Annotated in this window: 23 protein-coding genes and 2 pseudogenes; 17 read left to right on the top strand and 8 right to left on the bottom strand. The window is 63.5% G+C overall.

Translation table 11 applies throughout. The annotated features are described in order from the left end of the window. The first annotated feature begins 394 nt into the window (after positions 1–394). From E5S69_RS13350 to E5S69_RS13340, 3 genes are read left to right on the top strand one after another with little or no spacing between them, the layout of a single operon-like run. Positions 395–1,453, top strand: coding sequence for a porin (locus E5S69_RS13350; protein WP_171515137.1), 1,059 nt, complete (start codon positions 395–397; stop codon positions 1,451–1,453). Positions 1,454–1,485: 32 nt separating this feature from the next. Then, a complete protein-coding gene (locus E5S69_RS13345) occupies positions 1,486–2,499 on the top strand; it encodes a Bug family tripartite tricarboxylate transporter substrate binding protein (RefSeq protein ID WP_171515136.1) in 1,014 nt (337 codons plus the stop codon). 5 nt (positions 2,500–2,504) lie between these two features. Further along, a complete protein-coding gene (locus tag E5S69_RS13340) occupies positions 2,505–3,746 on the top strand; it encodes a serine hydrolase domain-containing protein (RefSeq protein ID WP_171515135.1) in 1,242 nt (413 codons plus the stop codon). Positions 3,747–3,818: 72 nt separating this feature from the next. Here E5S69_RS13340 and E5S69_RS13335 read toward each other — a convergent pair whose 3' ends face one another. Together E5S69_RS13335 and E5S69_RS13330 are read right to left on the bottom strand one after the other, a co-directional pair. Continuing rightward, entirely contained in the window at positions 3,819–5,375 is a 1,557-nt protein-coding gene (locus tag E5S69_RS13335) for an AMP-binding protein (protein ID WP_171515134.1), read from the bottom strand. 138 nt (positions 5,376–5,513) lie between these two features. After that, positions 5,514–6,410, bottom strand: a complete 897-nt coding sequence (locus tag E5S69_RS13330; protein ID WP_171515133.1) for a LysR family transcriptional regulator — start codon at positions 6,408–6,410, stop codon at positions 5,514–5,516. Positions 6,411–6,502: 92 nt separating this feature from the next. Here E5S69_RS13330 and E5S69_RS13325 point away from each other — a divergent pair, with 92 nt between their 5' ends. Beyond that, a complete protein-coding gene (locus E5S69_RS13325; protein ID WP_171515132.1) occupies positions 6,503–7,672 on the top strand; it encodes an acyl-CoA dehydrogenase family protein in 1,170 nt (389 codons plus the stop codon). Continuing rightward, a pseudogene (locus E5S69_RS13320) lies at positions 7,669–9,073 on the top strand (L-serine ammonia-lyase). Before E5S69_RS13325 ends, E5S69_RS13320 begins: the two are co-directional and overlap by 4 nt. Here E5S69_RS13320 and E5S69_RS13315 read toward each other — a convergent pair. Continuing rightward, entirely contained in the window at positions 9,054–9,365 is a 312-nt protein-coding gene (locus E5S69_RS13315) for a hypothetical protein (protein WP_171515131.1), read from the bottom strand. The pseudogene E5S69_RS13320 and the gene E5S69_RS13315 sit on opposite strands and share 20 nt — an antisense overlap. Positions 9,366–9,442: 77 nt before the next feature. Here E5S69_RS13315 and E5S69_RS13310 point away from each other — a divergent pair, with 77 nt between their 5' ends. Both E5S69_RS13310 and E5S69_RS13305 read left to right on the top strand, forming a co-directional pair. Then, the gene (locus E5S69_RS13310) at positions 9,443–9,745 is read left to right on the top strand and encodes a DUF1330 domain-containing protein (RefSeq protein ID WP_171515130.1); all 303 of its coding nucleotides are present in this window, start codon (positions 9,443–9,445) and stop codon (positions 9,743–9,745) included. Positions 9,746–10,452: 707 nt separating this feature from the next. After that, the gene (locus E5S69_RS13305; RefSeq protein ID WP_236901319.1) at positions 10,453–11,196 is read left to right on the top strand and encodes an alpha/beta fold hydrolase; all 744 of its coding nucleotides are present in this window, start codon (positions 10,453–10,455) and stop codon (positions 11,194–11,196) included. Between the two features lie 21 nt (positions 11,197–11,217). On the opposite strand, the gene E5S69_RS13300 is transcribed toward E5S69_RS13305, so the two are convergent. Beyond that, on the bottom strand, positions 11,218–12,105 hold the full coding sequence (locus tag E5S69_RS13300) for a LysR family transcriptional regulator (protein WP_171515128.1): 888 nt from the start codon (positions 12,103–12,105) through the stop codon (positions 11,218–11,220). 214 nt (positions 12,106–12,319) lie between these two features. On the opposite strand from E5S69_RS13300, the gene E5S69_RS13295 reads away from it, so the two are divergent. Together E5S69_RS13295 and E5S69_RS13290 are read left to right on the top strand one after the other, a co-directional pair. After that, on the top strand, positions 12,320–13,315 hold the full coding sequence (locus tag E5S69_RS13295) for a Bug family tripartite tricarboxylate transporter substrate binding protein (protein WP_171515127.1): 996 nt from the start codon (positions 12,320–12,322) through the stop codon (positions 13,313–13,315). 29 nt (positions 13,316–13,344) lie between these two features. Continuing rightward, positions 13,345–14,730, top strand: coding sequence for an MmgE/PrpD family protein (locus E5S69_RS13290; protein WP_171515126.1), 1,386 nt, complete (start codon positions 13,345–13,347; stop codon positions 14,728–14,730). Between the two features lie 5 nt (positions 14,731–14,735). Here the strand turns inward: E5S69_RS13290 and E5S69_RS13285 are convergent, their stop codons facing one another. After that, a complete protein-coding gene (locus E5S69_RS13285) occupies positions 14,736–15,620 on the bottom strand; it encodes a LysR substrate-binding domain-containing protein (protein WP_171515125.1) in 885 nt (294 codons plus the stop codon). A gap of 223 nt (positions 15,621–15,843) precedes the next feature. Here E5S69_RS13285 and E5S69_RS13280 point away from each other — a divergent pair, with 223 nt between their 5' ends. The 6 genes from E5S69_RS13280 to E5S69_RS13255 all read left to right on the top strand — a co-directional run bounded on the left by E5S69_RS13280 (position 15,844) and on the right by E5S69_RS13255 (position 21,101). After that, complete coding sequence (locus E5S69_RS13280; RefSeq protein WP_171515124.1) at positions 15,844–16,398, top strand: carboxymuconolactone decarboxylase family protein; 555 nt, start codon at positions 15,844–15,846, stop codon at positions 16,396–16,398. A 42-nt stretch (positions 16,399–16,440) separates the two neighbouring features. Further along, positions 16,441–17,241: an SDR family NAD(P)-dependent oxidoreductase gene (locus tag E5S69_RS13275; RefSeq protein WP_171515123.1), complete on the top strand. Its 801-nt coding sequence runs from the start codon at positions 16,441–16,443 to the stop codon at positions 17,239–17,241. A gap of 46 nt (positions 17,242–17,287) precedes the next feature. Beyond that, the gene (locus E5S69_RS13270) at positions 17,288–18,280 is read left to right on the top strand and encodes a Bug family tripartite tricarboxylate transporter substrate binding protein (protein WP_171515122.1); all 993 of its coding nucleotides are present in this window, start codon (positions 17,288–17,290) and stop codon (positions 18,278–18,280) included. After that, positions 18,280–19,119, top strand: coding sequence for an amidohydrolase family protein (locus tag E5S69_RS13265; protein WP_171515121.1), 840 nt, complete (start codon positions 18,280–18,282; stop codon positions 19,117–19,119). Before E5S69_RS13270 ends, E5S69_RS13265 begins: the two co-directional genes overlap by 1 nt. Positions 19,120–19,148: 29 nt before the next feature. Continuing rightward, entirely contained in the window at positions 19,149–20,108 is a 960-nt protein-coding gene (locus tag E5S69_RS13260; RefSeq protein ID WP_171515120.1) for an SMP-30/gluconolactonase/LRE family protein, read from the top strand. 99 nt (positions 20,109–20,207) lie between these two features. Beyond that, positions 20,208–21,101: a Bug family tripartite tricarboxylate transporter substrate binding protein gene (locus tag E5S69_RS13255; protein WP_236901318.1), complete on the top strand. Its 894-nt coding sequence runs from the start codon at positions 20,208–20,210 to the stop codon at positions 21,099–21,101. A gap of 694 nt (positions 21,102–21,795) precedes the next feature. Here the strand turns inward: E5S69_RS13255 and E5S69_RS13250 are convergent. Next, positions 21,796–22,008, bottom strand: a pseudogene (locus E5S69_RS13250) (ISKra4 family transposase); the annotation flags it as partial. Between the two features lie 43 nt (positions 22,009–22,051). Further along, positions 22,052–22,804 carry a GntR family transcriptional regulator gene (locus E5S69_RS13245; protein WP_171515119.1) on the bottom strand — a complete coding sequence of 251 codons (753 nt, stop codon included), beginning with the start codon at positions 22,802–22,804 and terminating at the stop codon, positions 22,052–22,054. A 135-nt stretch (positions 22,805–22,939) separates the two neighbouring features. Here E5S69_RS13245 and E5S69_RS13240 point away from each other — a divergent pair, with 135 nt between their 5' ends. After that, positions 22,940–23,917 (top strand): Bug family tripartite tricarboxylate transporter substrate binding protein, encoded by a 978-nt coding sequence (locus E5S69_RS13240; protein WP_171515118.1) that lies wholly within the window; start codon positions 22,940–22,942, stop codon positions 23,915–23,917. 72 nt (positions 23,918–23,989) lie between these two features. Continuing rightward, positions 23,990–25,168 (top strand): mandelate racemase/muconate lactonizing enzyme family protein, encoded by a 1,179-nt coding sequence (locus E5S69_RS13235; RefSeq protein WP_171515117.1) that lies wholly within the window; start codon positions 23,990–23,992, stop codon positions 25,166–25,168. Between the two features lie 768 nt (positions 25,169–25,936). On the opposite strand, the gene E5S69_RS13230 is transcribed toward E5S69_RS13235, so the two are convergent. Continuing rightward, positions 25,937–26,863, bottom strand: coding sequence for an AraC family transcriptional regulator (locus E5S69_RS13230; RefSeq protein ID WP_171515116.1), 927 nt, complete (start codon positions 26,861–26,863; stop codon positions 25,937–25,939). Positions 26,864–26,896: the final 33 nt, after the last annotated feature.

Raw genomic sequence — 26,896 nt, 5'->3', positions numbered from 1 at the left:
CGCAGCGCTACCGAGGAGCTCAGTAGTGTGTCTGCGACTATGAAACCTATTCCTCGTCAGCATGGGCAACTACAAGTGTCATAACGGGCCCCCGGTTCCTGCACGGTGATTGATCCAACTTCTCGGGCCGCATCTTGACACGAATTCGCCCCAGACCGCTGTCGACCCATCTTGGTCATTAGACGCCACGGCCTTGAATGATCGATCCGGGAGCCATGAGTCGGGCACATGGAAGCCTTGCTTAAATCCAGTCGGTATATGACCAGGGTGTTACGAGCCTGCGATTCCGCTGCGTTATCAGACAAGTCGCCGGCGTTATCCTTCCTCCCGCCCTCTTCCTCTAACTTTTGCGCTGAGCCATACGACAAGAAATTCTTAGAAGAGGGGGAACGAAATGGGAGGAGGATGGAGGAGGCGACTTGCCATTGGCGGCCTAGCTCTAGGTGCCGGCGCCGCACATGCCGGGTCGGTGCAATTGTACGGGGTGGCGGACCAGGCGGTGGAGTACGCCAAGGGCTCGCGCAGCGTAGTCCGCGTCGACGACGGCCGCCAGGCGGCCTCGCGGTTCGGCATGCGCGGCGTGGAAGACCTGGGCGGCAACCTGAAGGCGATATTCGTCGCCGAAGCAGGTTTCCGCACGGACACGGGCGCCGAGTTCTTCGGCAACGGGTCGATGTTCGGCCGGCAAGCCCTTGTCGGCCTGAAGGGCAACTGGGGCGAAGTGCGCATGGGGCGGCAGTACACGCCCGCCTTCTACGTCATCGCGCGACTCGATCCCTTCTCGCTCAATGCGGCGGTCTCGCCGTTCACGCTGGTCGCCAAGTCGAGCGCCCAGGGCACGGGCTACGTGCCCTACGCATCGCGCGTCGACAATGCCATCACCTATAGCACGCCGGACTGGAACGGACTGACCGCGTCGGCCACCTATGCATTCGGCGAGGTGCCCGGTGAAATGCAGCAAGCCAGTACCTATGGCGCGAACATCCAGTACCTGCGCGGGCCGGTCTACCTAATGTATGGCTTCCAGGCCAGCACCAACAAGCCGGCCACGGCCGCCATTCCGCAAGGCCAGACGCGTTCCCACTACGTGGGCGGCACCTACAACTTCGCCAAAAAGGTGGAGCTGGGTGCGTTCTTCGGCTACAGCGCGAGCCAGATCGCCGCCACCGCGGCTGCCCGCTACTATGCGCTGACGATGGACTGGGTAGCCACGCCGGCGTGGACGATCAAGCTCGCGGCAGTCAAGCGCGTCGTGGTGGGCATGACCGAGCGGCCGCTGGGCATGGCGTTCGGCGCGGACCACGCGCTGTCGCGCCGTACGCTGGTGTACAGCCGCGTAGCCTACATTCGCAATTCGCCAGGCAGTAGCGTCACCATCAACGCCATCCCGATCGACCAGGGCAGCGGGGACAATGGATACTCCGTCAGCCTGGGCATCAAGCACATTTTCTGATCGCGCCAACCCCATCTCACCGAAGGTAACGCATGAGTAAATCGAACTTTGCGGCGGATCGACGCCGTTTCATGGCCGGGGCCGGCGGCCTGCTGGGATTGAGCGCCATGGGCGCCATGGGCTTGCCGCTGCGCGCATTCGCGGCGCAATGGCCGGAGCGCACGGTGCGCTTCGTCACGTATTCGGGCGCCGGCGACCCGGTGGACCTACGCCTGCGCGACTTCCTGCAAACGCTGGCGCACGAGTACCGCAACACGCCGATGATCGTGGAAAACAAGACCGGTGCGGCCGGGCAGATCGCAGCCCAGTCGGTACTGATGGCGCCGCCCGAAGGCTACGATTTCCTGCTGGCCAACGCCACGTTCACGATCACGCCGTCGTACTTCCGCAAGCTCCAATACAAGCCGCTGTCGGACTTCGTGCCGGTGGCGCTGTCCGGCTCGGCCCCGATCGGGCTAGCGGTGCCGGCATCGAACCCAGCCCGCACGTTCAAGGAGTGGGTGGCATGGGCCGGGCAGCAGCGAGGCACCCTGAACTACGCGTCGCTAGGCAACGGATCGGTATCGCACCTGTACGGCTTCCAGATTCGCGACGACTTCAAGCTCGAAGCCACCCATATTCCGTACAAGGCGTCCGGCGCGGCACTGATCGACATGCTGCGCGGGCAGATCTCGTACATCATGCTCGACACGTTCAACCTGCGCCCGCTGCTGGCGAAGAAGCAGGTGCGCATCCTGGCGGTGACCGGTGCAGACCGCTCGCAGTACCTGCCCGATGTGCCGACGTTCCGCGAACTCGGCTTCTCCGGCTACGAGCGCACCGGCTGGACGGCCTTCATGGCCAAGGCCGGCACGCCGCCTGACATCGTTGCCTCGCTGAACCGGTCGATCAACAAGGTCAATGCCACGCCAGAGTGGGCGCGCAAGCGCGACGAGGTGTGGTCAGTTTGGAAACCGCTGACCCCGGCCGAACTGCAGAAGCAGCTTCAGGCCGAGGTCGCCGCATGGGGCGAGCTCGTGCGCCGCTCCGGTGTATTTGGAGACTGACAACCATGACTACGCAAGTGACGACAATGCAGGCCCATACCGATGCCGTGCCCGAAGAGCAGGTCATGGCCGGATTCCCGCCGGCCCCGGAGACGCGCGTCGGGCCAACAAACTGGTTCAAGCTACCGTGGCTGCGCTGGTCGCTGATCCATCGTTCGCTGTCGGTGCCGACCGTCGACATCTGGCGCGGCGACGCTGCGCCTTCGGCATTGCCGTCGGGCGAGGCACTCGATGGTGCTACGGTGGTTTCGGGGCCTGACGGGTTAAAAATGGGCCTGGACGAGGCCCTGGGCAAACTGGAAATCGATGCCTTCATGGTGCTGCATCGAGGCAAGGTGGTGTTCGAGCGCTACCTGCATGGTATGGCGCCTCACCTGCGGCACGGCAGCGCGTCGATCAGCAAGTCCTACCTGGGCATTGTCGCCGGCATACTCGCGGCCGAGGGTAAGCTCGATCTAAGCGCCACGGCGGAAAGCTACGTGCCCGAAATGCGCGGCACGGCAATGGGCAGCGCCACGCTCCAGCAGTTGCTGGACATGCAGGCCGGCATCGTGCGACCGGACCTGGGTGACCGGCCGTCCGCGCTCGGGGCCCAGGACGGCGGCGTGTTCGAAGTGCTTGGACTACTGCCGCGCCGGCCCGAATCTCCTACCGATTTCTACGATTTCGTGCTCAAGAAACCGGTTGCCGGCCGTCATGGCGAGCGGCTGTACTACGATAACGGCCAGCCCGAGGCGCTGGCCTGGGTGCTGCGGCGCGTCACGGGCAGATCGATTGCGGATCTGATGTCGGCATACCTGTTCCAGCCGATGTCGACCGAGCGCGACGGGTTCTACTCGGTCGACAAGACAGGTGCCGAGTTTTCCTCCGGCGGGCTGAGCCTGACGCTGCGCGACCTGGCACGCTTCGGCGAAACCATCCGCGGCAATGGCTTTTTCAACGGCCGGCAGATCATTCCCTCGGCCGTGCTGGCCGACATCCGCGCCGGCGGCGACAAGGCGTTGTTTGCCGAAAGCCGCTTTGCGGCGGCTTACCCAGGCGGCTCCTATCGCAACTACTTCTACCTGTCTCACGACCGCCTGCAGGGTATGTCGGCGCAAGGACGCTACGGACAGCGTCTTTACGTATCGCCCGCGGCCGATGTCGTGATCGCGCACTTTGGCGCGGCACCGGGGCAGTCGCCGCATCCGTTCGAAGTGCCGTACGCACGCCTGCATCGCGAGATTGCAGAAACGCTGATGGGTTGAAACCGCATCCTCCGCTGACAGAGAGACCCCGCTTGCGCGGGGTCTTGTCGTTTCGGAACCGGCAAGGGCTGGTCAGGCTACGCGCCGTTCGTGATCCTTCCAGAACGCTTCCCGTACCGCCTTGCGGGACAGCTTGCCGTTGGCGTTCTTGGGCAATTCGGCCACCATGTCGACAGACCTCGGCTTCTTGAAATCGGCCAGCCGTTCGGCGCAATGCTGGATCAGGTCGCTGGCCTGCGCGCTCGCGCCTTCGCGCAGCACCACTACCGCCTTGACGCTTTCGCCCCAGACCGGGTCCGGCACGCCCACCACGCAGGCTTCGTAGACGGCGGGGTGCTGGTACAGCACCGTTTCGATCTCGGCGGGATACACGTTGAAGCCGCCCGAGATGATCATGTCCTTCTTGCGGTCGACGATGTACAGGTAGCCCCGGTCGTCGGCGCGCGCGAGGTCACCGGTATGGAGCCAGCCATTGCGCAGCGCGGCGGCGGTCAGTTCGGGTTCGCGCCAGTAGCCGGCAAACACCTCGGGGCCCGCGATGACGATTTCGCCAATTTTCCCGGCCGGCACCTGCTGGCCAGCATCGTCTACCAGGCACACGCGCGCTTCACTAAACGGACGCCCACACGAAGCCAGCCGCTCGGGCTTGCCTTGCTCGATGGCCTCGCGATGGTCGTCGATGGTCAGGGCGACCAGTCCGCCAGTGGTTTCGCCGGCGCCATAGCCTTGCGACAGGATCGGCCCGAACGCGTGCCAGGCTTCGACGATGCGTGCCGGGGCCATCGGCGCGGCTCCGTAGGTCATCGAGCGGAGCGCGGAAAGATCGAAGCGCGCGCGGTCCGGCACTTCCAGCAGCTTGTTGATCATGGTGGGCACGACGAAGGTATGCGTGACGCGATGCGCCGCCACCGATGCCAGAAAGGCTTCAGGCTCGAACCGCTCGTGCAGCAGGATGGTGCCGCCCTGCGACAGGAAGGGCTGGATGAACATGCCGCTGGCATGCGTAATGGGGCCAGCCAGCGCCAGCACGTCGCCGGGGGTGACGCGCATGCGTCCGGTCAGCACCTTGCGCAGCGACGCCATGCGGTTGCCCATGGTCTGCATGGCCGCCTTGAGCTTGCCGGTGGAGCCGGACGTGTAGTGAAGCACCGCCAAGTCGACATCGGCCAGTTCCACGTCGGGATTGGCGTTGGAAGCTTGCGACAGCATCCGTTCATAGTCCAGAAAGCGCGGATCGGTGCCACCAAACAGAACCCGGTGGCGCACTGACGGCACGGCATCGGCCAAGGCATGCAGGCGCTCCGCGTGGACAGGGCCGCTGATCAGCACGGCGGGCTCCGCATTGCGCAGCGTCTCAAGCACTTCGTCATCGGAAAGCCGCGCGTTGAGCGCAACCTTGACCAGCCCGCTCTTGTACAGCGCGGTTTCGAGTTCTATCAACTCGGGCCGATTCCAGGATTGGACGGCCACGCGGTCTCCCTTTTGCAGGCCCAGGCCCAGGAGCGCGTTGGCCAGTCGGCTGGAACGGGCGTCGAGTTCGGTAAAGGTGATATGGCGGTCGGCAAAGAGGATGGCCGGCCGGTCGGGCCAGTACTGTGCGCTGCGCGCGACGAATCGCCCCAGATTCATGATGTTTCCCGGTGGATAGATGGGGCGATCAGTCTAGGCAGGGGCGCAGTGCATGCCGATAGCGGCGCGTGCTTTGCCGATAACGCCACGGAATCGTCAAGGCCACGGTGAAGCCGGCCCTTGCGTGGGCGGCTTCAGCTAATCGCGATAGACCTGTGAGCGTTCCAGCAGGATTTCGATCAAGCGCTCTGCCAGCGGAGACTGGTAGGCATCCTTGCGACGCAGCACGCCGATGGACCGCTGCCAGCGGGCCGACGCGATTTCAAGGATGGCGAGGCCCTGGGTCTGTGCCACGGTGCGGCGGCCAAGCACGGTCAGGAGGTCGCTGCTGTGGATGACAGAGAGCAGGGCGGCGGCCGACGAGTTGGTCTCCATGGCCACGTTTGGGGCAGGCAGGCCGGCTTCGGCGAAGCGCGCCTCCACCAGGCGGCGCGCCACCACCTTGGCATTGGGCAGCAGCCAGGAGTAGTCGCACAGGTCGGCAAGCCGCAGCGAGCGCCGATCCAGCAAAGGATGCCGATCACGGGCGATCACGACGAGTTCGTCGTCGAACAGCGGAATCTGCTCGAATTCCGGATCGCCCTTGCGCGCCAGTGCCGCGATGCACAAATCCAGATCGCCGAGCCGCAATGACGAGTAGAGCGAATCGTTGAGGCCTATGGTGATCTGGATATGGGCAGCCGGCCGTTGTTTGACGAGTTCGGTGCAGGCTTCCGAGAAGAACATGCTCAGGATCGAAGCGGGTACACCTACGCGAACCAGGCCGATCTTGCCGAGGTGCAGGTCGTTGGCTTCCTTGATGGCATCGTCGAGCGAGGACCTTACTTGCAGCACGCGTTCGAAGAATACCGTCCCGGCGGACGTCAGCGTCATGCCCTTGGCATTGCGTTCGAAGAGCTGTATGCCCAGTTCCTGCTCCAGCCGCTGCACCCCTTTGGTCAGTGCCGGCTGACTCTGGCCAAGCTTGTGCGAAGCACGTCCCACGTGGCCGGCCTGCGCCACTTCCAGAAAATAGTTCAGGTCCTCAAGCCTCATCTGATTCCGCCGCGTTATCGAAACTGACGTTCCGATCATGGGGGAGGAATGCCGGCCGGTCAACACTGTCTGGATCGGAAGAGGAGTCAAAAATGCCCGACTTTACTGCCAACTTTGGCGACCTGCGTGCCGTGCTGCATCGCTACCTGGAAGACGAACTACTGCCATTGGAGCGGGAACAGAACATCGGCTACGAGGACCGGATCTCGCGCGAACTGGTCCGTTCGATCTGGCGGCGGAGCCGGGAGTTGGGGCTTTACGGTGCCCATTTTCCCGTCGAACTAGGCGGGCAAGGTCTTTCTGCGGAGGCGATGTGCCAGCTCAAGGACGATGTGGCAGCGTCGGGTGCCATCCTGTTTCCGCATGTGCTGGGAGACTGGGGCGGACCTTCGCGCGTGGGCAGTCTCGTCCAGTTTGCCACGCCTTACCAGCGGAAACGCTTTATCGACCCCGTGATCGCCGGCGAACGCGGCGCCTGCTTTGCCATGACGGAACCGAATTCGGGATCGGACGCCGCAAGCATCCAGACACGCGCTGTCGTGGACGGCGACGAATACATCATCACCGGCCGAAAGCACTTCATCACTGCCTCGGTATTCGCGGACTACGCGCTCACGATGTGCGTCACGGATCCCGACAAAGGCAATGAAGGCATTTCTGCTATCTTCATCGATCTCGATAGCCAGGGCGTTACGCTTGATACCGCTTGCGTGCCAATTACCGGGCAGTACGTGGATGCCGACATCATCTTCGACCACGTCCGCGTGCCGCGCAGTAACTGCATCGGCGGAGAAGGCAACGGCTTCCGGCTTGCGATGAACCGCGTCAGCCTCAATCGGCTGCTCCACTGCCCGACTATGATCGGCTTGGCCCGCCAGGCGCTGCGCCTGTCCATTGCCTACGCAAACGCGCGCCGCCAGTTTGGCGGGCCGATCATCCGTTTCCAGGCCATTCAGCACATGCTGGCCGACATGGCGTCAACCCTGTTCGCTTGCGAAAGCATGGTGCTGGCGGCCGCACGCAAGGCCGACTTGGGCGTCGACGTCCGCATGGAAGCGTCGATGTGCAAACTCTTCGTCTCGGAAGCCTGCTTCCAGATTGCCGACAAGGCCGTGCAGATCCATGGCAACGTGGGCGTCACAAAGAACCATCCGGTGGAGTTCATCTTCCGACGGCTCCGGCTTTATCGGATCGTCACCGGCACCAGCGAAATCCAGCGCAACACAATCGCCAAGGAAATCATGCAAGGATATGGAGCATGAACAGGGGACTGAGTGTCTTTGATATCTTCAAGGTGGGCATTGGTCCCTCCAGTTCACATACCGTCGGACCTATGCGGGCGGCCGCGACATTCGCGGCAATGCTCCAGTCAAATGCAGTCGACGGGACCGTGCATCGGGTGCGTTGCGAACTATTCGGCTCCCTCGGCGCCACAGGGAAGGGTCACGCGACGGACCAGGCCATCCTGCTCGGCTTGTCTGGGTATCAACCAGATACGGTTGACGTCGAGTCGATTCCTGGGTATCTGGAGCAGATCAGGGCGAGTCATAGCATTGACTACCTGAATGTCCTGCGTTTTCAGTTTATTGAAGCGGATGACCTGATTTTTCATCGTCGTCAATCATTGCCAGGGCACCCAAACGGCATGCGTTTCACTGCGCTGTCGAAGGATGGCAATGCTATTGCCAGTCGCATTTTCTATTCGATCGGTGGCGGCTTTGTGCTTGAAGAGGAAACGGCCGAAGCGCAACGGGTACATTTGGTACCTTCCCAGGATTCCCACGCCGCTGGCATCGGCCAGATGCCTTTCAATTCTGCGAAGGAGTTGCTCAATCAAGCTGAGTTGTCCGGATGCAGTATTGCTGAGGGTGATGCTCCGTAGTGAGCGCCGCTGGCGAACCGATGCTCAAACGCGCGATGGCCTGTTGTCGATCTGGAATGTAATGCAGATGTCGATTGCCCGCGGCATGCGCACAGAAGGGGTGTTGCCAGGTGCATTTCGCGTGCGTCGGCGCGCGCCAGCATTATTTCGCCGATTGACTACGCCGGGCGCCGGTATGAACGATCCGATAGCTGCGATGGACTGGATCAACCTGTACGCGTTGGCGGTGAATGAGGAAAATGCCGCAGGTGGCCGCATTGTCACAACACCTACAAACGGTGCCGCAGGCATTGTGCCGGCAGTCCTGAAGTACTACACGACGTTTGTGGCTAACGCCTGTGAAGATGGGGTCGAAGAATATCTTCTTACGGCGGCTGCGATTGGTATGCTCTTTAAGAGGAACGCATCGATCTCGGGAGCCGACGTAGGATGCCAAGGGGAGGTTGGAGTGGCCTGCTCAATGGCTGCAGCAGGACTCTGCGCTGTGCTGGGAGGCACCCCGAAACAGGTAGAGAATGCTGCAGAAATCGGCATGGAACACCATTTGGGTATGACGTGCGATCCAGTCGGTGGGCTCGTGCAGATCCCGTGTATCGAACGAAATGCCATCGCTGCGGTCAAGGCGGTAAATGCGACCCGTATGGCGTTGCATGGTGATGGCGAGCATCATGTCAGTCTTGACCAAGTTATTAAAACTATGCGAGACACCGGGGCAGATATGCTGAGCAAATACAAGGAAACGTCGCTCGGCGGACTTGCTCTCAATGTGGTGGAGTGCTGAGAAGTTGTCCGAATTCGATAGGTAGGCATCCGGCACGCACGGTGGTTTCCGTAGTCAGGTCGATGCCATCGCGCCCGTACAGCTTCTCGCTGGCCAGCGCCGGGGCGAAATCGGCGTCACCAGCTTGGGCTTGACAGCCAGCAGCAAGCGCCGCGGGATGGGCAGCGACAACAAGCTTGATGTCGTCGGCATGACGAACCGGTATCGTCGTCAGGAAACGAGCTTTGCCAGGCAGGATGAGCTTGCGGAGGTCAGAAGGCCGTTGGGCGATTATGCCCAGTGGTATGGCCATCCTCGACTTCACGGCAGCACCGCCTACAATCATGTAATGACAATGGGCCGTGAGGCTACCGCGGAAAGGAGCGCGCCATGTCTGCATACCTGATTGCCGATGTCGACGTAACAGACCCCGCCCTTTTTGAAGAGTACAAAAGAGAAGTACCGGCTACTGAGGCGCGCTACGGTGGAAAATATTTAGGCCGTGGTGGTCGGGCCAAGGTTCTCGAAGGTGACTGGCAGCCGCATCGTCTTATCATTGTCGAATTCCCGGATATGGATTCGTTGATGGCATGGTATGACTCGCCAGAGTACGGCCGCCTTAAGGCGATCCGTGAAAGATGTGCGACGACAAGGATTATCGCGCTGGAAGGAATTACAGCCGTAGCGTCGTAGGATGTTTTTCCGGAAAACAGGCTCGCCGTTTTTGGCCGGCCTCGACAGTCGGTACTTCCTTCGTGAACGGTCCTTCGCGGATCAAATCGCAAACGACCGTTCATGGCCGGAGGCGGTCGCGCTCAGGCACCGACGCAGAGTGGGTCCGCGAGCTTCCGTAGACGACGTTTGAGCCAGTCCGTTTCCGATCCTCGACGACCGAGATGGCCCGTAAAACGGACACTTAAGATTCCAACAATTAACAACGTCTCTCCTTTTCAATGCCCCCGAGACCGCCGCCAGGTTTGCCACCGACGGCGCCGCCCCGGCCGACGGCACGCCGCAGCAGTTTGCCTCGCTGATGGGCCGCGAAGTGAAGACCTGGTCGGAGATCGTGACGAAGATCGGGATCAAGCCTGACTAAGCTTGCCTGACTAAACCGGCAGAAAAGGCTGGCCGTGTTCCGCGCTAGCCCTATAACTGTCAGTCAGATTCCATATTGGAATTTACACGGTGGCCTCGGTACAGTGGGCCGGACAAGGTGCAGGACGCCGTTGTCCTGACCGGAACACTGAGGAGACCAGGTCATGCCAGGCAACACGGAGCAGCAAGCGCAGGCAACATCGTACGCCCGCGACAAGCAAAGCGCAGTCCGGCGCTACGAAGTACCGCGCTCGGCGGTGATCTCCATTGAGGTCTACGAGCTGGGTGCCGGGCCGGCCGTCGTCTTGCTGCCGTCGCTCGGCCGCGGCGCAACGGACATGCTGGAATTGGCCGCGCCGCTTTCGGCTGCCGGCTATCGCGTGCTTTGCCCGGAGCCGCGCGGCAATGGCCGCAGCGTTGGTCCGCTTGCCGACAAGACGTTGCACGACTGGGCAGGCGATATCGCGGCGGTGATCGAGCATGCGGGCCAGGCGCCGGTTGTTATCGTCGGGCATGCCCATGGCAACTGGATCGCTCGCACCGTGGCCAGCGACCGGCCTGACTTGGTGCGCGCGCTGGTCCTGCTGGCCGGCTCGGCGGGAAAGGTGCCGAAGGAGGTCGATGCAGTGCCGATTCCGCCGGAGGTACGCGCCCAGATCGAGCGTTGCGGTGATACCAGCCTGCCGGACACGGTTCGCCTGGAAAGCCTCCGCGCGGTATTCTTCGCGCCGTGCAATGACCCTGCGCCCTGGCTGCAGGGCTGGAACACAGAACTGATGACGATGCAGACGCTGGCGCAGAAGCGCACGCCGGTCGATGACTTTTTTGCCGGCGGCAACGTGCCAATCCTGAATGTCCAGGCAGAGTACGATGTGATTGCACCGCAGCGCTATGCCAATGTGCTGCGTGACTACCTGGGCGAGCGCGTGACCAACCTCACCATCCGCGACGCCGCGCATGCGTTGCTGCCGGAGCGGCTGGACGAGGTTGTGGCCGCGATCCTCGACTATGTGGCCGCGCTACCTCCGTCACAAAGCACGGTGGCTTGACTGACGGCTGCGGGAAGCGGCTTAGTCCCCGATTGGTTCGCTCATCACTTCGCTCACCACCCGCGTGACCAGATCGCTGGGGGCCTGCTCACGCCAGATTGCATAGAGCTGGATGTGGCCAGCGGTATGCCCGATCTCGCGGAACGCCACGCCTGGGAGGCCTGCACGGGCGTAGGAACGCGGCACCAGCGCCACCCCCAGGCCGAGCTTGACCATCTGAAAGGTGGTCAGTGGATTGCGCGCCGTGTGCGCAATGACGGGACTGAAGCCGGCATGCAGGCATGAGGCGATCACGCCGTCGAACAGCGCCGGCGCGTGCTCGCGCGAGAATGCCACCAGCGGCACCCCCTCCAGGTCGCGGAGCGCCAGTGCAGGCCGGGCGGCGAGTTCGTGGTCCTCAGGCATGACGATAGTGAAATTCTCGGTGAAGATCGGTGCCTTGCCGAGGCCGCCGCGCGTCGGGATCGAATGCACGATGCCAATATCGAGCTTGCCTTGCATCACGGCATGCGCCTGGTCGGCCGAGCCCATGTCGGTAACGGCGATATGCAGACCGGGGAAACGCTCTGCCATGCGTGTCAGGATGGTGGGCAGCACGTGGAAGATGCCTGACGTCACCATGCCGATCTGCAGCGTGCCGATGTCACCGGCCGCCGTGCGCCGCGCGGTGGTCACAGCGACGCGCAACTGTTCGAGCACGGTGCGGCAGTCCGCCTGGAAGGCACGGCCAGCGTCAGTCAGGCGGACTTCCCGTCGATTGCGTGCCAACAGCTCCACGCCCATCTCGTCCTCCAGTGCCTTGATTTGCTGGGAGAGCGGTGGCTGCGACATGTGCAGCCGCACCGCGGCCTTGCTGAAGTTCAACTCATCCGCGACGGTCACGAAATAGAGGAGTTGCCGGAGTTCCATGGTGCTGGTTTCCTTGCGGGACGGGGCACTAGGATAGCCGCAACCAACGCACGGGAGCGCAGTGCCGTGTCATATGCCAGCCCTATAACTCATGGAGCGAAACAGTATTGGACGGTCCGTCGGCCCGTCCCTACAGTGGCCTGCATAGCGCGGCGCCATGCGGACGGAAGGCTCCGGAAGACCAGGAAGCCGCGCAAAAACCGAGGAGACAGCCATGAGCAGGACAGGTAGAAACGGGCGGCGTACGGTGCTGGGTGTGATCGCTGCGATGGCGATGATGATCGGATCGCAGCCGGTGGCGTACGCGAGCGACGCGTATCCCAATCGCCCGATCAAGATGATCATCCCTTACACCCCGGGCGGCTCGATCGATACAGTCGGGCGCCTGGTGGCTGCGCAGCTGCAGCGCCAGCTTGGGCAAGCGATCGTTATCGAGAACCGGCCGGGCGCGTCGGGCATGATCGGGTCCGAGGCGGTGGCGAAGGCATCGGCCGACGGCTACACGCTGCTCTTCAATGCCTCCAGCCAGGTCTACCTGCCGCTGGTCGCGAAGAACGCTCCTTACGACGCCATCAGGGATTTCACCCCGATCGCACAGGTGGGGCACGTGCCGCTACTCGTCGTTGCCAACACCAGCCTTCCCACCAACTCGCTGCGCGACCTCGTCAAGCTGGCGCAAGCGAAGCCGCGAACCTATACCTGGGCCACCTCCGGGCTAGGCACCACCAGCCACCTGGCCGAAGAGATGATCCGCCACGCGTTCAAGCTGGAAATGGATATCGTGTCCTACAAGGGCGCCGTGCCGCAGTTGAACGACGTGATGGGCGGTCACGTGTCGGCGGCGGTGTCGCCGATGCCGGGTGCGTATCCGTTCGTCAAGACGGGGCGGCTGAAGGTGCTGGCGGTCACGAGCAGCCAGCGTATCCCGCAGCTTCCGGGCGTGCCGACCGTTGCCGAGAGTGGGCTGCCGGGTTTTGAACTGCTGTCGTGGTACGGGCTTTGGGGTCCCGCCGCCCTGCCTGCGGACATCACCCGCAAGCTGTCGCTGGAACTCAACAAGGCCGTGCGTGAAGCCAGCCTCAAGGCGCGCTTCGACGAGCTGGCCTTTGAAGCCGTACAGTCCACGCCTGAGCAGTTCAAGGTGGTGATCAAGGATGAGATCGACAAGGTCGCGGGCATCGTCAAGGCAGCCAGCATCCGTATCGATTGAGCGAAAGACAGGAACAAGGACCAGCAAGCATGCCTCAGCAAACGCAAGGGGTGCCCATCACCCGGGAACTTGCAGGATGGATCGCCGGGATCCGTAATGCCGATCTGCCGGACGCGGTCCGGCAGGCGGTCGCAGGCCTCTCCCTGGATACGTTTGGCGCCGCCCTGACCGGACATGACGAGCCCTGGTCGCAGGCCATCCGTGGCTGGGCGGATGATGGTTACCTCGCTCCGCGCGGTGGCGGGGCACGCGCATGGGGCCGGCCGGGCATGACGTATCGGGCCGCCGATGCCGCGCTGGTCAATGGCGCCGCTGCGCACGCCTATGAGCTGGACGACTTTCACAATGCAAAGGTCCACTTGGGTGCGGTCGTATTGCCGGCGGTCTTCGCGTTGGCCGAGACTCGCGAGGTGCCGCCCGAACGGGCCGAGACCGCTATTGCCGTCGGCTACGAAGCCATGATCCGCTGCTCACTGGCGCTGCAGCCGGCGCTGGCCAGGATGAAGGGGTGGCATATGACCGCCGTGTGCGCGCCGCTGGGCGCGGCAGCGGCATCGGCGGTGATGCTGGGGCTCGACGCCGAGCGCACCGCGTGGGCGCTGGGTCTTGCCGGCACCCAGTCGGGCGGACTGTTTGCGTTCGCTTGCGACGGCACGGATTCCAAGCGCTTCCACCCTGGGCGCGGCGCGCAGGCCGGCGTGATGGCTGCGGAACTGGCGGCGCGCGGCCTCACCGGCCCGACGCAGTTGTTCGAGACCGGAGACGGTGGCTGGCTCAAGGCATTCTCGGAGTCGCCCAAGCCGGAAAGGCTGCTGGAAGGGCTGGGCAGCGACTGGCATATGCCGCGGACCAATTTCAAGCCCTATGCGTGCTGCGGCAGTGCCCATGCGCATGTCGATTGTGCGCTGCGGCTGCGTGCCGACTGGGTGGGACAGGGGCCGATTCGCGTCGGCATGCCAACCGTAGTCGATGTGCAATGCGGCTACCGTTACGCGCCGGGCAGCGTGCTGAACGCGCAGATGAGTGCCCGCTACGCGCTGGCGGTGGCGCTGCTGGATGGCGAGGTATTGCCGGCGCAGTTCGGGCAGGCCCGCCTGGCGGACGCGCAGATCGTCGCGCTGGCCAACGCGATCGAGATCGTCCGCGACCCCGAACTCGACGCGCTATATCCGGCCAGCTTCTGTGGCTGGGTGGAGCTGATGTCAAAGAACGGCGAGCGGGTGCGTGCGTACCAGGCCAATCCGTCGGGCTCCGCGGAGAATCCGGCGCGCATGGCAGCCATCCGGGACAAGTTCCGCGCCGTGACGGCGGGCGTGCTTGCGCCCGCGCAGGCGGAGGTGCTGATCGACGTATTTGGCAAGCTGACGATGACGCCGGTGCGCCACATCCTGGCCGCCGCCGAATCCGTCGCCTGAAGGGGCTACGCTGGCGGCACCCCGAGCGAACGCAGCGCGCGCTGCAGCACTGGCGAGCCGTTGTCGGGATTCCAGATCGCCGAGTACTCGGCGACGGCGGGCTCGCCGGTGAGGTCGCGCAAGGCCACGCCGGGCAGCGAGGCCTTCGCGAGCGTGGCCGGTACCAACGCGATGCCGCGGCCCAGCCCCACCAGGCTGACCACTGACAACAGGTGCTTGGCGTAATGCCGGATATGCGGGCTGAAGCCGGCCTGGACGCAGGTGGAAGTCACCAGGTCGAAGTACGCCGGCGCACTGTCGCGCGGGATCGTGACAAAGGGCATCTCGGCCAGCCGCACCAGGTCGATGCGCTTGCGTTTGGCGTACGGGTGCGATGCCGGCAAAGCCGCCACCAGCCGCTCCTTGTGGATGACATGGGCGCGAAGCTCGCCCGGGGGCGTGCCGATCTGCGCGAACCCCAGGTCGATGCGGTCGCGCTGCAGCGCATCGACCTGCTCGGCGGTGCTGGTCTCCTCCCAGGTGATATCGATCTCGCCGATATCGTGCTCGAACTTCTGCACGATGCGCTCGACGTTCATGTACAGCACTGCCGCGACAAAACCGATGCGCAGATGGCCGGTCTCGCCGTGCTCGGCCTTGCGCACCGCCTCCACGGTGGCGTCGAGCTGGTTGAGCATGCGGCGCGCTTCGCGCACCAGTGCCGAGCCGGCGGGCGTCAGCCGCACCGTGCGGCGGTTGCGATCGAAAAGCAGCACGCCGAGGTCTTCTTCGAGCTGCTGGATGTGCTTGGTCAGCGGCGGCTGCGAGATCAGCAGGCGCTGGGCGGCGCGCCCGAAGTGAAGCTCCTCGGCGAGTACGAGGAAGAGGCGGAGGGTACGGAGTTCGAGCATGGCGCGTGGGCTGAAGAAAGGGGACGACCAAGTCGACTTATTCTAGAACGGAATCAGTCTCTTCCTAAAACTGTATTGGACGCTATCGTAGCCGGCGACCAGAATAGCTTCCATCAAACCAACAATGAAGCGGAGACAGCCCGGCCGACCCCGTCGGATCGCGCGCCCCATCGGTGCCCTGGCCTGTGTTCCGTTTCTGAGCGTCGACACGGAGCGCAAGCGAATGGAACGCCTCAAGCCACTGAAACCCGAAGAACTGACGCCCGAGCAGCAGGAAGTCCACGCGGCGATTGCCGCCGGTCCACGCGGGCAGGTTCGCGGGCCGCTTGCGATGTGGCTGCACCGCCCGGGCCTGGCCAATCGCGCGCAGGCGCTGGGCCAGTACTGCCGCTATGACTCGTCGTTGTCACCGCGGCTGTCGGAGCTGGCCATCCTGGTGATGGCCCGCATCTGGATGTCGGAATTCGAATGGTGGGCACACAAGCCCATCGCGCTGAAGGCAGGTGTGGCCGAAGACGTGGTCGAGGCGATCCGCGCAGGGCGTGAGCCGGTCTTCGTCAACGAGGATGAGCGCGTGATCCATGAGTTCCTGACTGTGCTGCATGCCACGCGCAATGTGCCGGACGACCTTTACCAGCGCGCGATGGCGGTGCTGGGCAAGGATCAGGTGGTGGACCTTGTTGGCCTGGCGGGCTACTACACGCTGATCTCGATGACCATCAACGTCTTTGATGTCGCGCCCCCGGACGGCAGCGCACCGGAATTGGTGTGCGCCTGATTCCCGTTCAAACCGTTACCCCGAAACACAAAAGGATTCCGTATGTCTGGCCGTCTTGAAGGAAAGGTTGTCATCGTTACTGGCGCGGGTTGCGTCGGCCCCGGGTGGGGCAATGGCCGCGCCGTTGCGGTGCGCTTTGCACAGGAAGGCGCAAAGATTTTCGTGGTCGACAAAAGCGCTGATGCGATGCGTGAAACGCTGGAGCGGCTGGGCGCCGCGGGTGCGGAGTTTGACTCGCACCTGTGCGACGTGACCGACACAGCAGCGGTCAAGGCCATGGTCGATGCCTGCGTGGCGCGCTTCGGGCGCGTGGATGTGCTGGTGAACAACGTCGGCGGCTCGGCCAAGGGTGGCCCGGTGCAGCTTAGCGAAGAAGACTGGGACCGCCAGCTCAACTTCAACCTGAAGAGTGTCTTCCTGACCTGCAAGCACGTGCTGCCGCACATGGAGCAGCAGGGCGGCGGCGCTATCGTCAATACCGCGTCGACTTCGGGCATCCGCTGGACCGGTTCGGCCCAGGTCGGCTACGCCTCGGCCAAGGCGGCGATCATCCAGCTCTCGCGCGTGGTCGCGGTCGAGTACGCCAAGAAGAACATTCGCGTCAACACGGTAATCCCCGGTCAGATGCATACGCCGATGGTGGAGGCACGTCTTGCCGGGCAACGCGCGGGCGGTGATGTGGACACACTGCTGGCCCAGCGCCAGGCACGTATTCCGCTCGGGTTCATGGGCGATGGCCGCGATACCGCCAATGCGGCGCTGTTCCTGGCATCCGATGAAGCGCGCTTCGTCACCGGTACGGAGATCGTAGTCGACGGTGGCATGAGCGTGCGCTGCGACTGAATCGCATCAAGCGCAAAACCAGCAGGCAATAGCTTTGGAGTTGCAAATGAAGTTTTCACTTGGCATCGGGCGCCGCCAGGCGCTGAGCCTGATCGCCGGCGTCATGCTCGGCACACTGGCATCCGGCGCGCATGCCGCGACGTTCCCGGACAAGCCGATTCGCCTGGTGGTGGCGTTCTCGGCAGGCGGACCGACGGACATCCTCGCCCGCGTGATTGCGCGAGATATGAGCACGCGGCTGGGTCAGCAGATCATTGTCGATAACCGTCCCGGCGCTGGTGGCAATATTGCAGCAGAGTTCGTGGCGAAATCGCCGGCGGATGGCTACACCCTGCTGTACAACAGCTCGTCGATCGCGATCTCGCCGGCGCTGTTCAACAACACCAAACTCAATCCGGACCATATCTTCGCGCCCGTCGGCTACGCTGCTACGGTGCCGCTGGTGCTGATCGTCAACGCCGAATCGCCGGTAAAGACGCCGGCCGATTTCATCAAGCTGCTGAAGGCCAAACCGGGGCAGCTCAACTTCGGCTCGTCCGGCAACGGTACCATCGATCACCTGACTGGCGTGGTGTTTGCCGACAAGACCAAGACCAGGTTCAACCACGTCCCCTACAAAGGCAATGCCGCGGCACTGCCGGACCTGCTCGCCGGACGCATCGACTTCATGATGTCGGGAAGCCTGAACGCGGTGCTGCCGTTCATCAAGGAAGGCAAGCTGCGCGCGGTCGCGGCCACCACCGTCAAGCGGGTTTCGGTGTTGCAGGACGTGCCGACGCTGGATGAGTCGGTGCTGCCGGGGTTCGATTCCGGTACCTGGCAGGGCCTTGTGGCGCCAAGGGGCACGCCCACGCCGGTGGTCGAACGGCTCAACCGCGAACTGAACGCCACGCTCAAGGCGCCTGAGGTGATCAAGGCCCTGCATGCGCAAGGCGCGGAGCCTACCGGCGGCACACCAGCCCAGTACCGGGACCTGATCCACGGCGAGTACGCCCGCTGGACCAAGGTGGTGAAAGACACCGGCGCGACGGCGAACTGATGGCAGCCAGCGACGAAGCCAAGATGCCCGCCTCGCCGGCAGTGTGGGACTGCCACACGCATATCTACGGCCCCTATGACCGCCACCCGCTGCCCGACGATGCCGTGTATGCGCCGCAGGCGGCACCGTTCGATGCCCTGCGCGCCATGCACCGGTCGCTTGGCATCACGCACGGCGTAATCGTGCAGGCGGCCTGCTATGGCAGCGACCATAGCGCGCTGCTGGCAGCGCTCGAAGCAGGCGATGGCGCGTATCGCGGCATCGCCGTGATTGCGCCTGACATGGACGAGACGCTGCTGGCGCAGATGGCGGCACGGGGCGTCAAGGGCGTACGTATCGGCCTGATGAGCCATCTCGGCAATGCCTTTGATGCGGGTCGCGTGCGTGCGATGGTCGCACGCATCCGCCCATATGGCTGGCACGCGCTGATCCATGGCACGCCGGGGGATGTGGTCAAGGCGGTCGAAGCCGTGGGCCATCTCGGCAGCCCGCTTGTCATCGACCATATGGCGCGGGTGGCGGTCTCCGAGGCCGGGCTGGCCCGCCAGCTCGACAACGTCTGCGGGTTGCTGCGCAATGAATCGGTGTGGATCAAGGTCTCAGGCGTCGACCGCATCACCGCGGGTGACCTGGACGCACCGCACGTGCGCACTGTACTGGAGCGCCTGTTGGCAGTGGCGCCCAGCCGCGCGATTTGGGGCACGGACTGGCCGCATCCAAACCTGTCCTATCCGGTGCCGGACGACCGCGTGCTGCTGAGCTGGCTGCAAGCTGCGGCTGGCAATGACTCACTGCTGCGCGCCGTGTTGTCGGAGAACCCGTCCCGTCTTTACGGATAACCCCTTTTTCGGATCCTCCGGACTGAACGATGACCATGCACTCTTTTCTTGCCCCGGCCGAGCCGGTGCGCTACCCGGATGCGCGCGTCCAGGCACTGAGCCCGCGCTTCGAAAAGTACCACCTGCCCCTTGCCGCAATCGACCGCATAGCCACCGGCTGCCGTTGGAGCGAAGGCCCGGTCTGGTTCGGTGATGGCCGCTACTTGCTGTGGAGCGATGTCCCGAACAACCGGATCCTGCGCTGGGATGAGGAGACCGGTAACACCAGCAAGTTCCGTAGCCCGTCAAACCATGCCAACGGCAACACCCGCGATCGGCAGGGTCGACTGGTGACCTGCGAACATGTCGGCCGGCGCGTCACGCGCACCGAGTATGACGGCAGCATCACTGTGCTGGCGGACCGCTATGACGGCAAGCCGCTGAATTCGCCCAATGACGTGGTGGTGAAATCGGACGGCTCGATCTGGTTCACCGATCCGCCGTTCGGCATCGCCGGCTACTACCAGGGCGAGAAGGCGACTTCGGAACTGCCGGAGCGCATCTACCGCATCGAACCGGTCAGCGGCCGCCTTGACATCGTCGCCGATGATGTCAGGGGGCCCAATGGCCTGGCATTCTCGCCTGACGAGGAAGTGCTGTATGTGATCGAGTCGCGCACACGGCCTCGCCGCATCCGAGCTTTCCAGGTCAGCGAAAGCGCCAAGGGGCTGGGCAACAGCCGAGTACTGGTTGACGCCGGACCCGGCACCCCGGATGGCTTCCGTGTCGATACTGATGGCAACCTGTGGTGCGGCTGGGGCATGGGCACGCCGGAACTCGACGGCGTGCGCATCTTTGCCCCGGACGGCGAACCCATCGGGCATATCAGCCTGCCGGAGCGCTGCGCCAACCTGTGTTTTGGCGGACGCCATCGCAACCGCCTGTTCATGGCGTCTTGTACGTCCATCTATGCGCTGTATGTCAATACGCAAGGCGCGGCCGGCGGCTGAGCGCAAGCACCCACAGAAGCGAGGCATTGCAACATGAGAAGGACTTTCCTGAAGGGTTCGCTGGCGGCGGCGCTGGCGATGTCATTTGGCCAGGCGGCCATGGCCGGCGACGTGGTGCGGATGGTGGTGGCATTCCCCGCGGGCGGACCGGCGGACGCGCTGGCGCGCGCGATTTCCAGGCAACTGGAGACGGAACTCAAGCACACCGTCATCATCGACAACCGGCCCGGGGCCAACGGCGCCATCGCCGTCAGCGCGGTCACCAAGGGTCCGGTAGATGGCTCGGTGTTCTTCCTGACCAGTGCCGGGGCCATCGTCATCAACCCGTCCTTATACAAGAACCTGGCGTACCGCCCAGAGCGAGACCTGATGCCGGTTTCGCTGGTGGTCACCACGCCGCAGGTGCTGGTGGTGCCAGTGCAGTCGAAGATTGGCTCGGCGAAGGACCTGGTGGCGCAGAGCCGGGCCGGCCGGCCGGTGTCGCTGGCGTCCTCCGGCATCGGCAGCATGCCGCACATGGCGATCGAGCTGTTCAAAGCCTCAACCTCGGCCGAGTTCCTGCATGTGGCGTACAAAGGTGCGGCGCCGGCTATCACCGATACGATCGGCGGGCAGGTGGATGCGTTCTTCGGCGATGCCTCGGGACTCGTACCGTTCATCGAGGGCAAGAAACTGAAGCCTGTCGCCGTCACTACGGCCAAACGCCTGCCGTACCTCCCGGACGTGCCAACGCTGGATGAAAGCGGCATCCAAGGCGTCCATGCGGAGAACTGGTACGGCATGATGGTGCCCGCGGGCACGCCGCCAAAGGTTGTGCAGAAGCTGAATGAGGCCATCCGCAAGACGTTGGAGGACAAGGACGTCAAGGCCAATCTGGCAAAGATGGGCCTGACGCCGGCACCGTCGACTGCTGCGGAATTTGCCGGTCGGATTCGTGCGGACCGCGACAAGTGGTCCAAATTGATTGCGGACCGAAACGTCAAGCCTGAGTAATGTGCTCGCCGGCCTACGTCCGGCGTTGGTTTGCTGTCCTGAATTCCCCGGGCTGGCGATCTGGGACTGGTTTTGGGGAAGACGGTTGGCGCCCGCAGGACGGCAATGGTGAACGTCGCCTCCTGGCCGGATGCGGTCAAATGCGCCCCCGGTCAGTGCTTCCCCACGGTTACGGGACCCTAGCGCGCAGCCCGCCCCGTCTCAAGGGAAGCGCCCGCCAGTCGCACTAATTCCAAATTTCTAGTCTCACGGAAAAGCACCTAGTCTCACGAATTCGGGTTCCGTACACAGCATCCTGCCTCAGGAACATCCTCCCGAGCCTGCGGAGTGTGCGATACATGCGGAGGGTGACTTGGTCGCGCTTTGTGTGTCGCCTCATATTCTCCAGGGTGTTTGGTCGCGCGTATTAAGCTCCACATGGTGTAAGGAGATGCGCGAATTCGTTGGACTGTCCGCGCCAGTTGGCTCACTGTCTGTTGCCGGCCATGAAGGGCCGCTTAGTCGCTCCATTGGCCAGACGTTCGGATGTCCGTTGTGCCCACGAAAATGTCTTGTGGCCCTAGTGGGTGGGTCCCATGACGAAGTGTCTGGTTCCGCACCGACGTGCCCGGGTCTTCGGCAAGAATAGCCAGTCCAGTGTCGGAGTTTCACACATGAAGACTTTCTGCACGCTGCACATCCGCTCAGCCTCGCAAGACCGCTTAACGTAGCCAACGTCGATGCCAAGCTCGGTAATGGGTTTTCTTTCCTCGCACCACAGCGCCGGCCTTGCATGCTGGAGGTATTTGCCTACGGCCATGGTGTGACTGCGGATGGTGACATGGCTAACGCGTCCGGAAGTTGGTAACAAGAGGTCCATGACCCGCATGGCCTGCCGGTAGGGCATTGTGGCGCCGTGTTCAGCATGCTGCATAGCGCCGGTGGCGGGCACGCGTCGGCTCTCGCACGGTCTAGCGTGGGCTGCTCGCCGTTCCGGCCCAGCGTAGTTCGCACAGGTAGTCATGCCCGGCGGTCACCATCCATGACCTTCGATATTCGACAGGAGCCCCGTTCAGATCGAATGCCACGCGGATTGCCAGCAGCACCGGCTCACCCGGAGCAATGCCGAATTCCGCGGACAGTTCTTCGGGTAGCAGTGCTGCCTGCAGCCGGTCCTCCACGCGACTGACCGAGACGCCGCATTGCTGCTCCAGGAACGAGTAAACCAGATGCGCCGCGGCACCGTCTTCTCCCCATTCTTTGCCGCCAACACGTTCGTACGGAAAGGCGATTGTCTCCAGCACCAGCGGCACGCCGTCCAACGCACGGCGGCGCCGTAAGCGATAGACAAGCGAGTTGGCGGGCAAGCGCAACGCCGCACATTCGGCGGCCTCGGCCGTCGCGCGCTCGCGCAGCAGGATCGTATCGGTCGGGATCCGCCGCATGCCGTCGTCGCGGTCCACCAGCCGGTAAAAGCTGGTGAAGGCGCGTTCGTGCGTCGCCCGTGCGACGAACGTGCCGCGGCCGCGATGACGCGTGACTAGGCCTTGGCCGCTGAGAACGTCGAAGGCCTTGCGCACCGTTCCCACGCTGACCTGCAGTTGCTTCGCGAGGACTTCCTCCCCGGGCATGAGCTGGCCTGGCAGCCATTCGCCACGGACGATGCGCTCCCGGATATGCCGGGCCAACCGGACAAAGGCCGGGCTGAGGTCGAAATCAGTCATGGGTTGATTCTATATAGAATATAGAATCAACGCTATAGAATTTGATTCCCCGCGGGCGCCGAACTCCTTACAGTGCAGGCACATGGCGGCGGCAGGCAAGCTGCGCCACATACAGGACACAGAGGAGACAGCCCCATGAGCCGTATTGCCACCACCGCCCGCCTGCTGGCGGCGTTCGCCCTGACCGGCATGGTCGGCGCCCCGCACGCGCAGGAACCGTATCCGTCCCGTACGGTCACGATCGTCGTGCCGTACTCGCCCGGCGGAACCACCGACATCATCGCGCGCCTGGCAGCGCAGTACCTGACCGAGACCATGGGCAAGAGCTTTGTCGTGGACAACCGGCCGGGCGCCAGCGGCACTATCGCGACTGCGTTGGTGGCGAAGGCCGCGCCGGACGGCTATACGCTGCTTGCCAACGAAGTCGGCCAGACCGCAACGCCGGCGCTCTATCCAAACCTGAAATACGACCCGATCAAGGATCTTGCACCCATCACGCTGATCGCCGAGACGCCGGTGGTCCTGGGCGTCACGCAGCATGTTCCGGCGAATTCGCTGAAGGAGCTGCTGGCTTATGGCAAGTTGCATCCGGGCGCGCTGAATTTTGGCTCCGGCGGCGCAGGCAGCGGCCCGCATATCGCCGGCGAACTGCTCAAGCAGGTGGCTGGCGTACCGATGACGCATGTGCCGTACAAGGGCTCGGGAGCCGCGGTGACCGATCTGATCGCCGGACAAATCCAGTTGCTGAGTTCCGCGGCGCCGACGATCGCGCCGCACGTCACCAGCGGCAAGATCCGCGCCTTCGCCGTGGCCGGTCCGCGCCGTGTCCCGTCGCTGCCGAATGTGCCGACCGCCGCTGAAGCCGGACTGCCCGCCTTCCAGTTCAGCATCTGGTTTGGCTTTGCAGCGCCCAAGGGCACGCCTGCTGAAATCATCAACAAGCTCAATGGCGCGCTGCAGGCCATGGTGAAGAACCCGGCCATGCGCGACAAACTGGCGGCCGCGGGCGCGGACCCGGTTGGCGCGGGGCCCGAGGCCTTCGGCAAGCGGATCGCGTCGGAGACCCAGCGCTGGGGCGACCTGATCCGCAAGTCCGGCATCCGGGTGGATTGAAGGGCGCAAGCCCGTTCCATTGCGCTTGCCACGCGCGTACGTCACGACTCCCATCACGCAGCAGACATCTTCATGACCAAGCAAATCCATCGCATCGCCTCCGTCGAGGCACTGCACGTCGGCCAGTTCCTCTATGCCCGCATCCGTACCGAGGCCGGCCTGACCGGCTACGGCGAGGCCGGTTCGTGGGGCCATATCGAGGCCGCCAGCGCGGCGCTGGAAAAATTCGGCCGCTACCTCGTCGGCAAGGACGCCAACCAGATCGAGCTGCACTGGAACGTGATGCAGCGCTTCTCGCACTTCCGCGGGACAGCGGTCAATGCCGCGGTCTCGGCCATCGACATCGCGCTGTGGGATCTGCTCGGCAAGCGCCTGGAGGCGCCGGTATGGCAGTTGCTGGGCGGCGCATATCGCGACAAGCTACGCGTCTACGGCCATGTCTATGCCGAAACGCTGGAAGAGGTGCTTGCCGATTGCCGCCGCCTGCGCGAAGAAGGCTTTACCGCGGTCGGCCACATCAACCCGTTCCTCGACGAGCCCGAAGGACAGTCCTATTTCCGCTCGCACGCCGGCAAGGTGCGGGATGCCAAGGAACGCGTGATGGCGTTCCGCGAGGCGGTCGGATCGGATGTGGACCTGCTGATCGAGATGCACCGGCGCCTCAGCCCCGCGGAAGCCATTGCCATCGGGCAGGTGCTGGAGCCCCTGACACCGATGTGGCTGGAAGATCCGCTGCGTCCCGAGTTCTACCAGCAGATGACCACTGTAGGGCAAAGTATCCGCGTGCCGATCGCCACGGGCGAGCGCTTCAGCACCCCGGCGGAGTTCGCGCTGCAGCTATCGGGCGGGGCAGTGCGGTATGCCCGCACCTCGGTGTGCGTGTGCGGCGGCATCACCGGGGCGAAGAAGATCGCCGCACTCGCGGAAGCCCAGAATGTCGACATCGCCCCGCACAACCCGCTGTCGCCGATCAGCCTGGCGGCCTGCATGCAAGTGGCCGCCGCGGTACCGAATTTCGCCATCCAGGAATATCCGACGGGCTTCGAGAACCTGGTGCTCAAGTCGGGCAACACGCTGCTGGGCTCGGACCTAGTGAAAAGTCATCCGGTGCCCAAGGCCGGCTTCATCGCCGTGCCGGATGCGCCGGGCATCGGTGTCGAACTGGTCGACGATGTCGAGAACCGTCGGGCACCGCTCTATCGCCCGGTGTCGATGCGCAGCACGGTAGACGGCGCACCATTGGACCAGTGAAGCGAATGCGCGGCATCTGTGACCAATCGTTTGTCTCGGGAGCGGAAAATAAACTGAGGCAGGCCGCCGGCTTGGGGAGCGTACAAAGGAATTGCAGCAGATCTGCGCCTACGACCGAGCCAGGAGAAGGTGCCCGCATTGTGGAACGTATCGCCGCATCAAGAATTGACGCCCGTGGGCGTTCGATACTGCGCGGGGGCACAGTTCATGTTCGCGTTCCGCGGGTGGTGCTCCGCGCCACTTATTGAAATCGGCATTACGCCGAGTCTCAGATGCTGGAATCAGCGTGGCATTCGCAGCGACCCGGCTCATTCGGCCAGCATCACCAAATGGGTACCAGCCAACTAACGGATTTGCCTCCCCACGTCAGGCGCTGAACAACTGACGGCAGGCGCCTTGTTGGCGGTGCATTACGTTTCAAACCGGGGACGATGTCCGTCGGCAGAGGATGCCAAACCGACGAGGCTCCGAGTCCATGGGCAACCGGGAGCGAGATGATGCGGAAGCCGTTAAAAAGCCCGGGACGCTCTTTGCCAGGGCCAAGACACACGTCGTTGCAATCCACGGAACCTCTCGCTGAGCGAAATCCTGAAACTCCGTCGTTTTGGGTCGGTCCGGGTAGCCGAGACGTGCGTTCGGCGCTGGGATTTGCCGGGACGGCAATCCCAGCAGTCCCATCAATTCGGTCTTTTCAGTCTCACGGACTCGCCTACAGTCTCACTAATTCGGTTTCCCTGCAGTTCTAGACGTGATCAAGTAGACCTTGCCCTAGGCACCAAAGCGGACCGCCGGCGAAAGGGTGAAAGACTCGCGCATGTCGCGTGCCTCCTCAACCGGCGTTCTTCCAAAAAGGCGCTTGAACTCCCGGCTGAACTGTGAAGGGCTTTCGTAGCCGACGCGTCCTGCTGCCGCCGCGGCAGTGACGCCGTCGCGGATCATCATCAGGCGCGCCTGGTGGAGACGGGTCGATTTGATGTACTGGATTGGCGAAGTCTGCGTCACCATGCGGAAGTTCGCGTGAAATGCCGGCACGCTCATGCCTGCTTCCTCGGCAAGACGTGTCACATTGAGCGGCGCAGCATAGTCGGCGTGGATGCGCTTCAGCGCTTTCGCGACGCGGCCAAACCGTCCGTGGTGGACAAGTGCGGCACGCATCGCGCCGCCCTGCGCGCCCGTCAGTACCCGATAGCAGATCTCCCGCACAAGGCTCGGTCCCAGGATTTGCGCATCCATTGGCACGGTCAATGCCTCCAGCAGCCGGACTGTTGCGCCGGCCAGAGTCTCGTCAAGCCGTGTAGACACCATACCATTCGGCGGCTCGTCGGAAAGATCTCCCGCCGCACCGATCTGCGTGATCAGGTCGCTGAGTTCGAGGAGGTCCAGGCGGATGGAGACCGCAAGCATCGGCTCCTCCGGCGACGCCTGGGTTTCCGTCGAAAACGGCAGCGGCACAGACAGCACGAGATAGTGCTGCGCGTCGTAGACATAGACCTCATCACCCAGAAAGCCCAGCTTGCGGCCCTGGCAGACGATCACGATGCTCGGCTCGTACAGCACTGGCGTGCGCCCAAGGGGCCGATCTGAACGCATCAGCCGAACGCTATCGAGCGTCGACTGCGTGTAGCCCTCGTTAGGCGCCAATTTCTCGATAAGGCTGACCATCTTGACGGAAGCGGGGGAGCGGACCTTCGACATCACGTTCTCCTGTGTGTTCGCTATAGGCGCCAT

Origin of the sequence: Cupriavidus necator (assembly GCF_013141915.1) — a bacterium.
Taxonomy (GTDB): domain Bacteria; phylum Pseudomonadota; class Gammaproteobacteria; order Burkholderiales; family Burkholderiaceae; genus Cupriavidus; species Cupriavidus necator_B.
Note: the sequence above shows the minus strand (reverse complement) of the source record. Positions and strands in the feature narration are given on the sequence as shown.

Coding starts and splice junctions, on each gene's coding strand:
- E5S69_RS13350 (WP_171515137.1), top strand. CDS start 395: ATGGGAGGAGGATGGAGGAGGCGACTTGCCATTGGCGGCCTAGCTCTA.
- E5S69_RS13345 (WP_171515136.1), top strand. CDS start 1,486: ATGAGTAAATCGAACTTTGCGGCGGATCGACGCCGTTTCATGGCCGGG.
- E5S69_RS13340 (WP_171515135.1), top strand. CDS start 2,505: ATGACTACGCAAGTGACGACAATGCAGGCCCATACCGATGCCGTGCCC.
- E5S69_RS13335 (WP_171515134.1), bottom strand. CDS start 5,375: ATGAATCTGGGGCGATTCGTCGCGCGCAGCGCACAGTACTGGCCCGAC.
- E5S69_RS13330 (WP_171515133.1), bottom strand. CDS start 6,410: ATGAGGCTTGAGGACCTGAACTATTTTCTGGAAGTGGCGCAGGCCGGC.
- E5S69_RS13325 (WP_171515132.1), top strand. CDS start 6,503: ATGCCCGACTTTACTGCCAACTTTGGCGACCTGCGTGCCGTGCTGCAT.
- E5S69_RS13315 (WP_171515131.1), bottom strand. CDS start 9,365: ATGGCCATACCACTGGGCATAATCGCCCAACGGCCTTCTGACCTCCGC.
- E5S69_RS13310 (WP_171515130.1), top strand. CDS start 9,443: ATGTCTGCATACCTGATTGCCGATGTCGACGTAACAGACCCCGCCCTT.
- E5S69_RS13300 (WP_171515128.1), bottom strand. CDS start 12,105: ATGGAACTCCGGCAACTCCTCTATTTCGTGACCGTCGCGGATGAGTTG.
- E5S69_RS13295 (WP_171515127.1), top strand. CDS start 12,320: ATGAGCAGGACAGGTAGAAACGGGCGGCGTACGGTGCTGGGTGTGATC.
- E5S69_RS13290 (WP_171515126.1), top strand. CDS start 13,345: ATGCCTCAGCAAACGCAAGGGGTGCCCATCACCCGGGAACTTGCAGGA.
- E5S69_RS13285 (WP_171515125.1), bottom strand. CDS start 15,620: ATGCTCGAACTCCGTACCCTCCGCCTCTTCCTCGTACTCGCCGAGGAG.
- E5S69_RS13280 (WP_171515124.1), top strand. CDS start 15,844: ATGGAACGCCTCAAGCCACTGAAACCCGAAGAACTGACGCCCGAGCAG.
- E5S69_RS13275 (WP_171515123.1), top strand. CDS start 16,441: ATGTCTGGCCGTCTTGAAGGAAAGGTTGTCATCGTTACTGGCGCGGGT.
- E5S69_RS13270 (WP_171515122.1), top strand. CDS start 17,288: ATGAAGTTTTCACTTGGCATCGGGCGCCGCCAGGCGCTGAGCCTGATC.
- E5S69_RS13265 (WP_171515121.1), top strand. CDS start 18,280: ATGGCAGCCAGCGACGAAGCCAAGATGCCCGCCTCGCCGGCAGTGTGG.
- E5S69_RS13260 (WP_171515120.1), top strand. CDS start 19,149: ATGACCATGCACTCTTTTCTTGCCCCGGCCGAGCCGGTGCGCTACCCG.
- E5S69_RS13255 (WP_236901318.1), top strand. CDS start 20,208: ATGGCCGGCGACGTGGTGCGGATGGTGGTGGCATTCCCCGCGGGCGGA.
- E5S69_RS13245 (WP_171515119.1), bottom strand. CDS start 22,804: ATGACTGATTTCGACCTCAGCCCGGCCTTTGTCCGGTTGGCCCGGCAT.
- E5S69_RS13240 (WP_171515118.1), top strand. CDS start 22,940: ATGAGCCGTATTGCCACCACCGCCCGCCTGCTGGCGGCGTTCGCCCTG.
- E5S69_RS13235 (WP_171515117.1), top strand. CDS start 23,990: ATGACCAAGCAAATCCATCGCATCGCCTCCGTCGAGGCACTGCACGTC.
- E5S69_RS13230 (WP_171515116.1), bottom strand. CDS start 26,863: ATGTCGAAGGTCCGCTCCCCCGCTTCCGTCAAGATGGTCAGCCTTATC.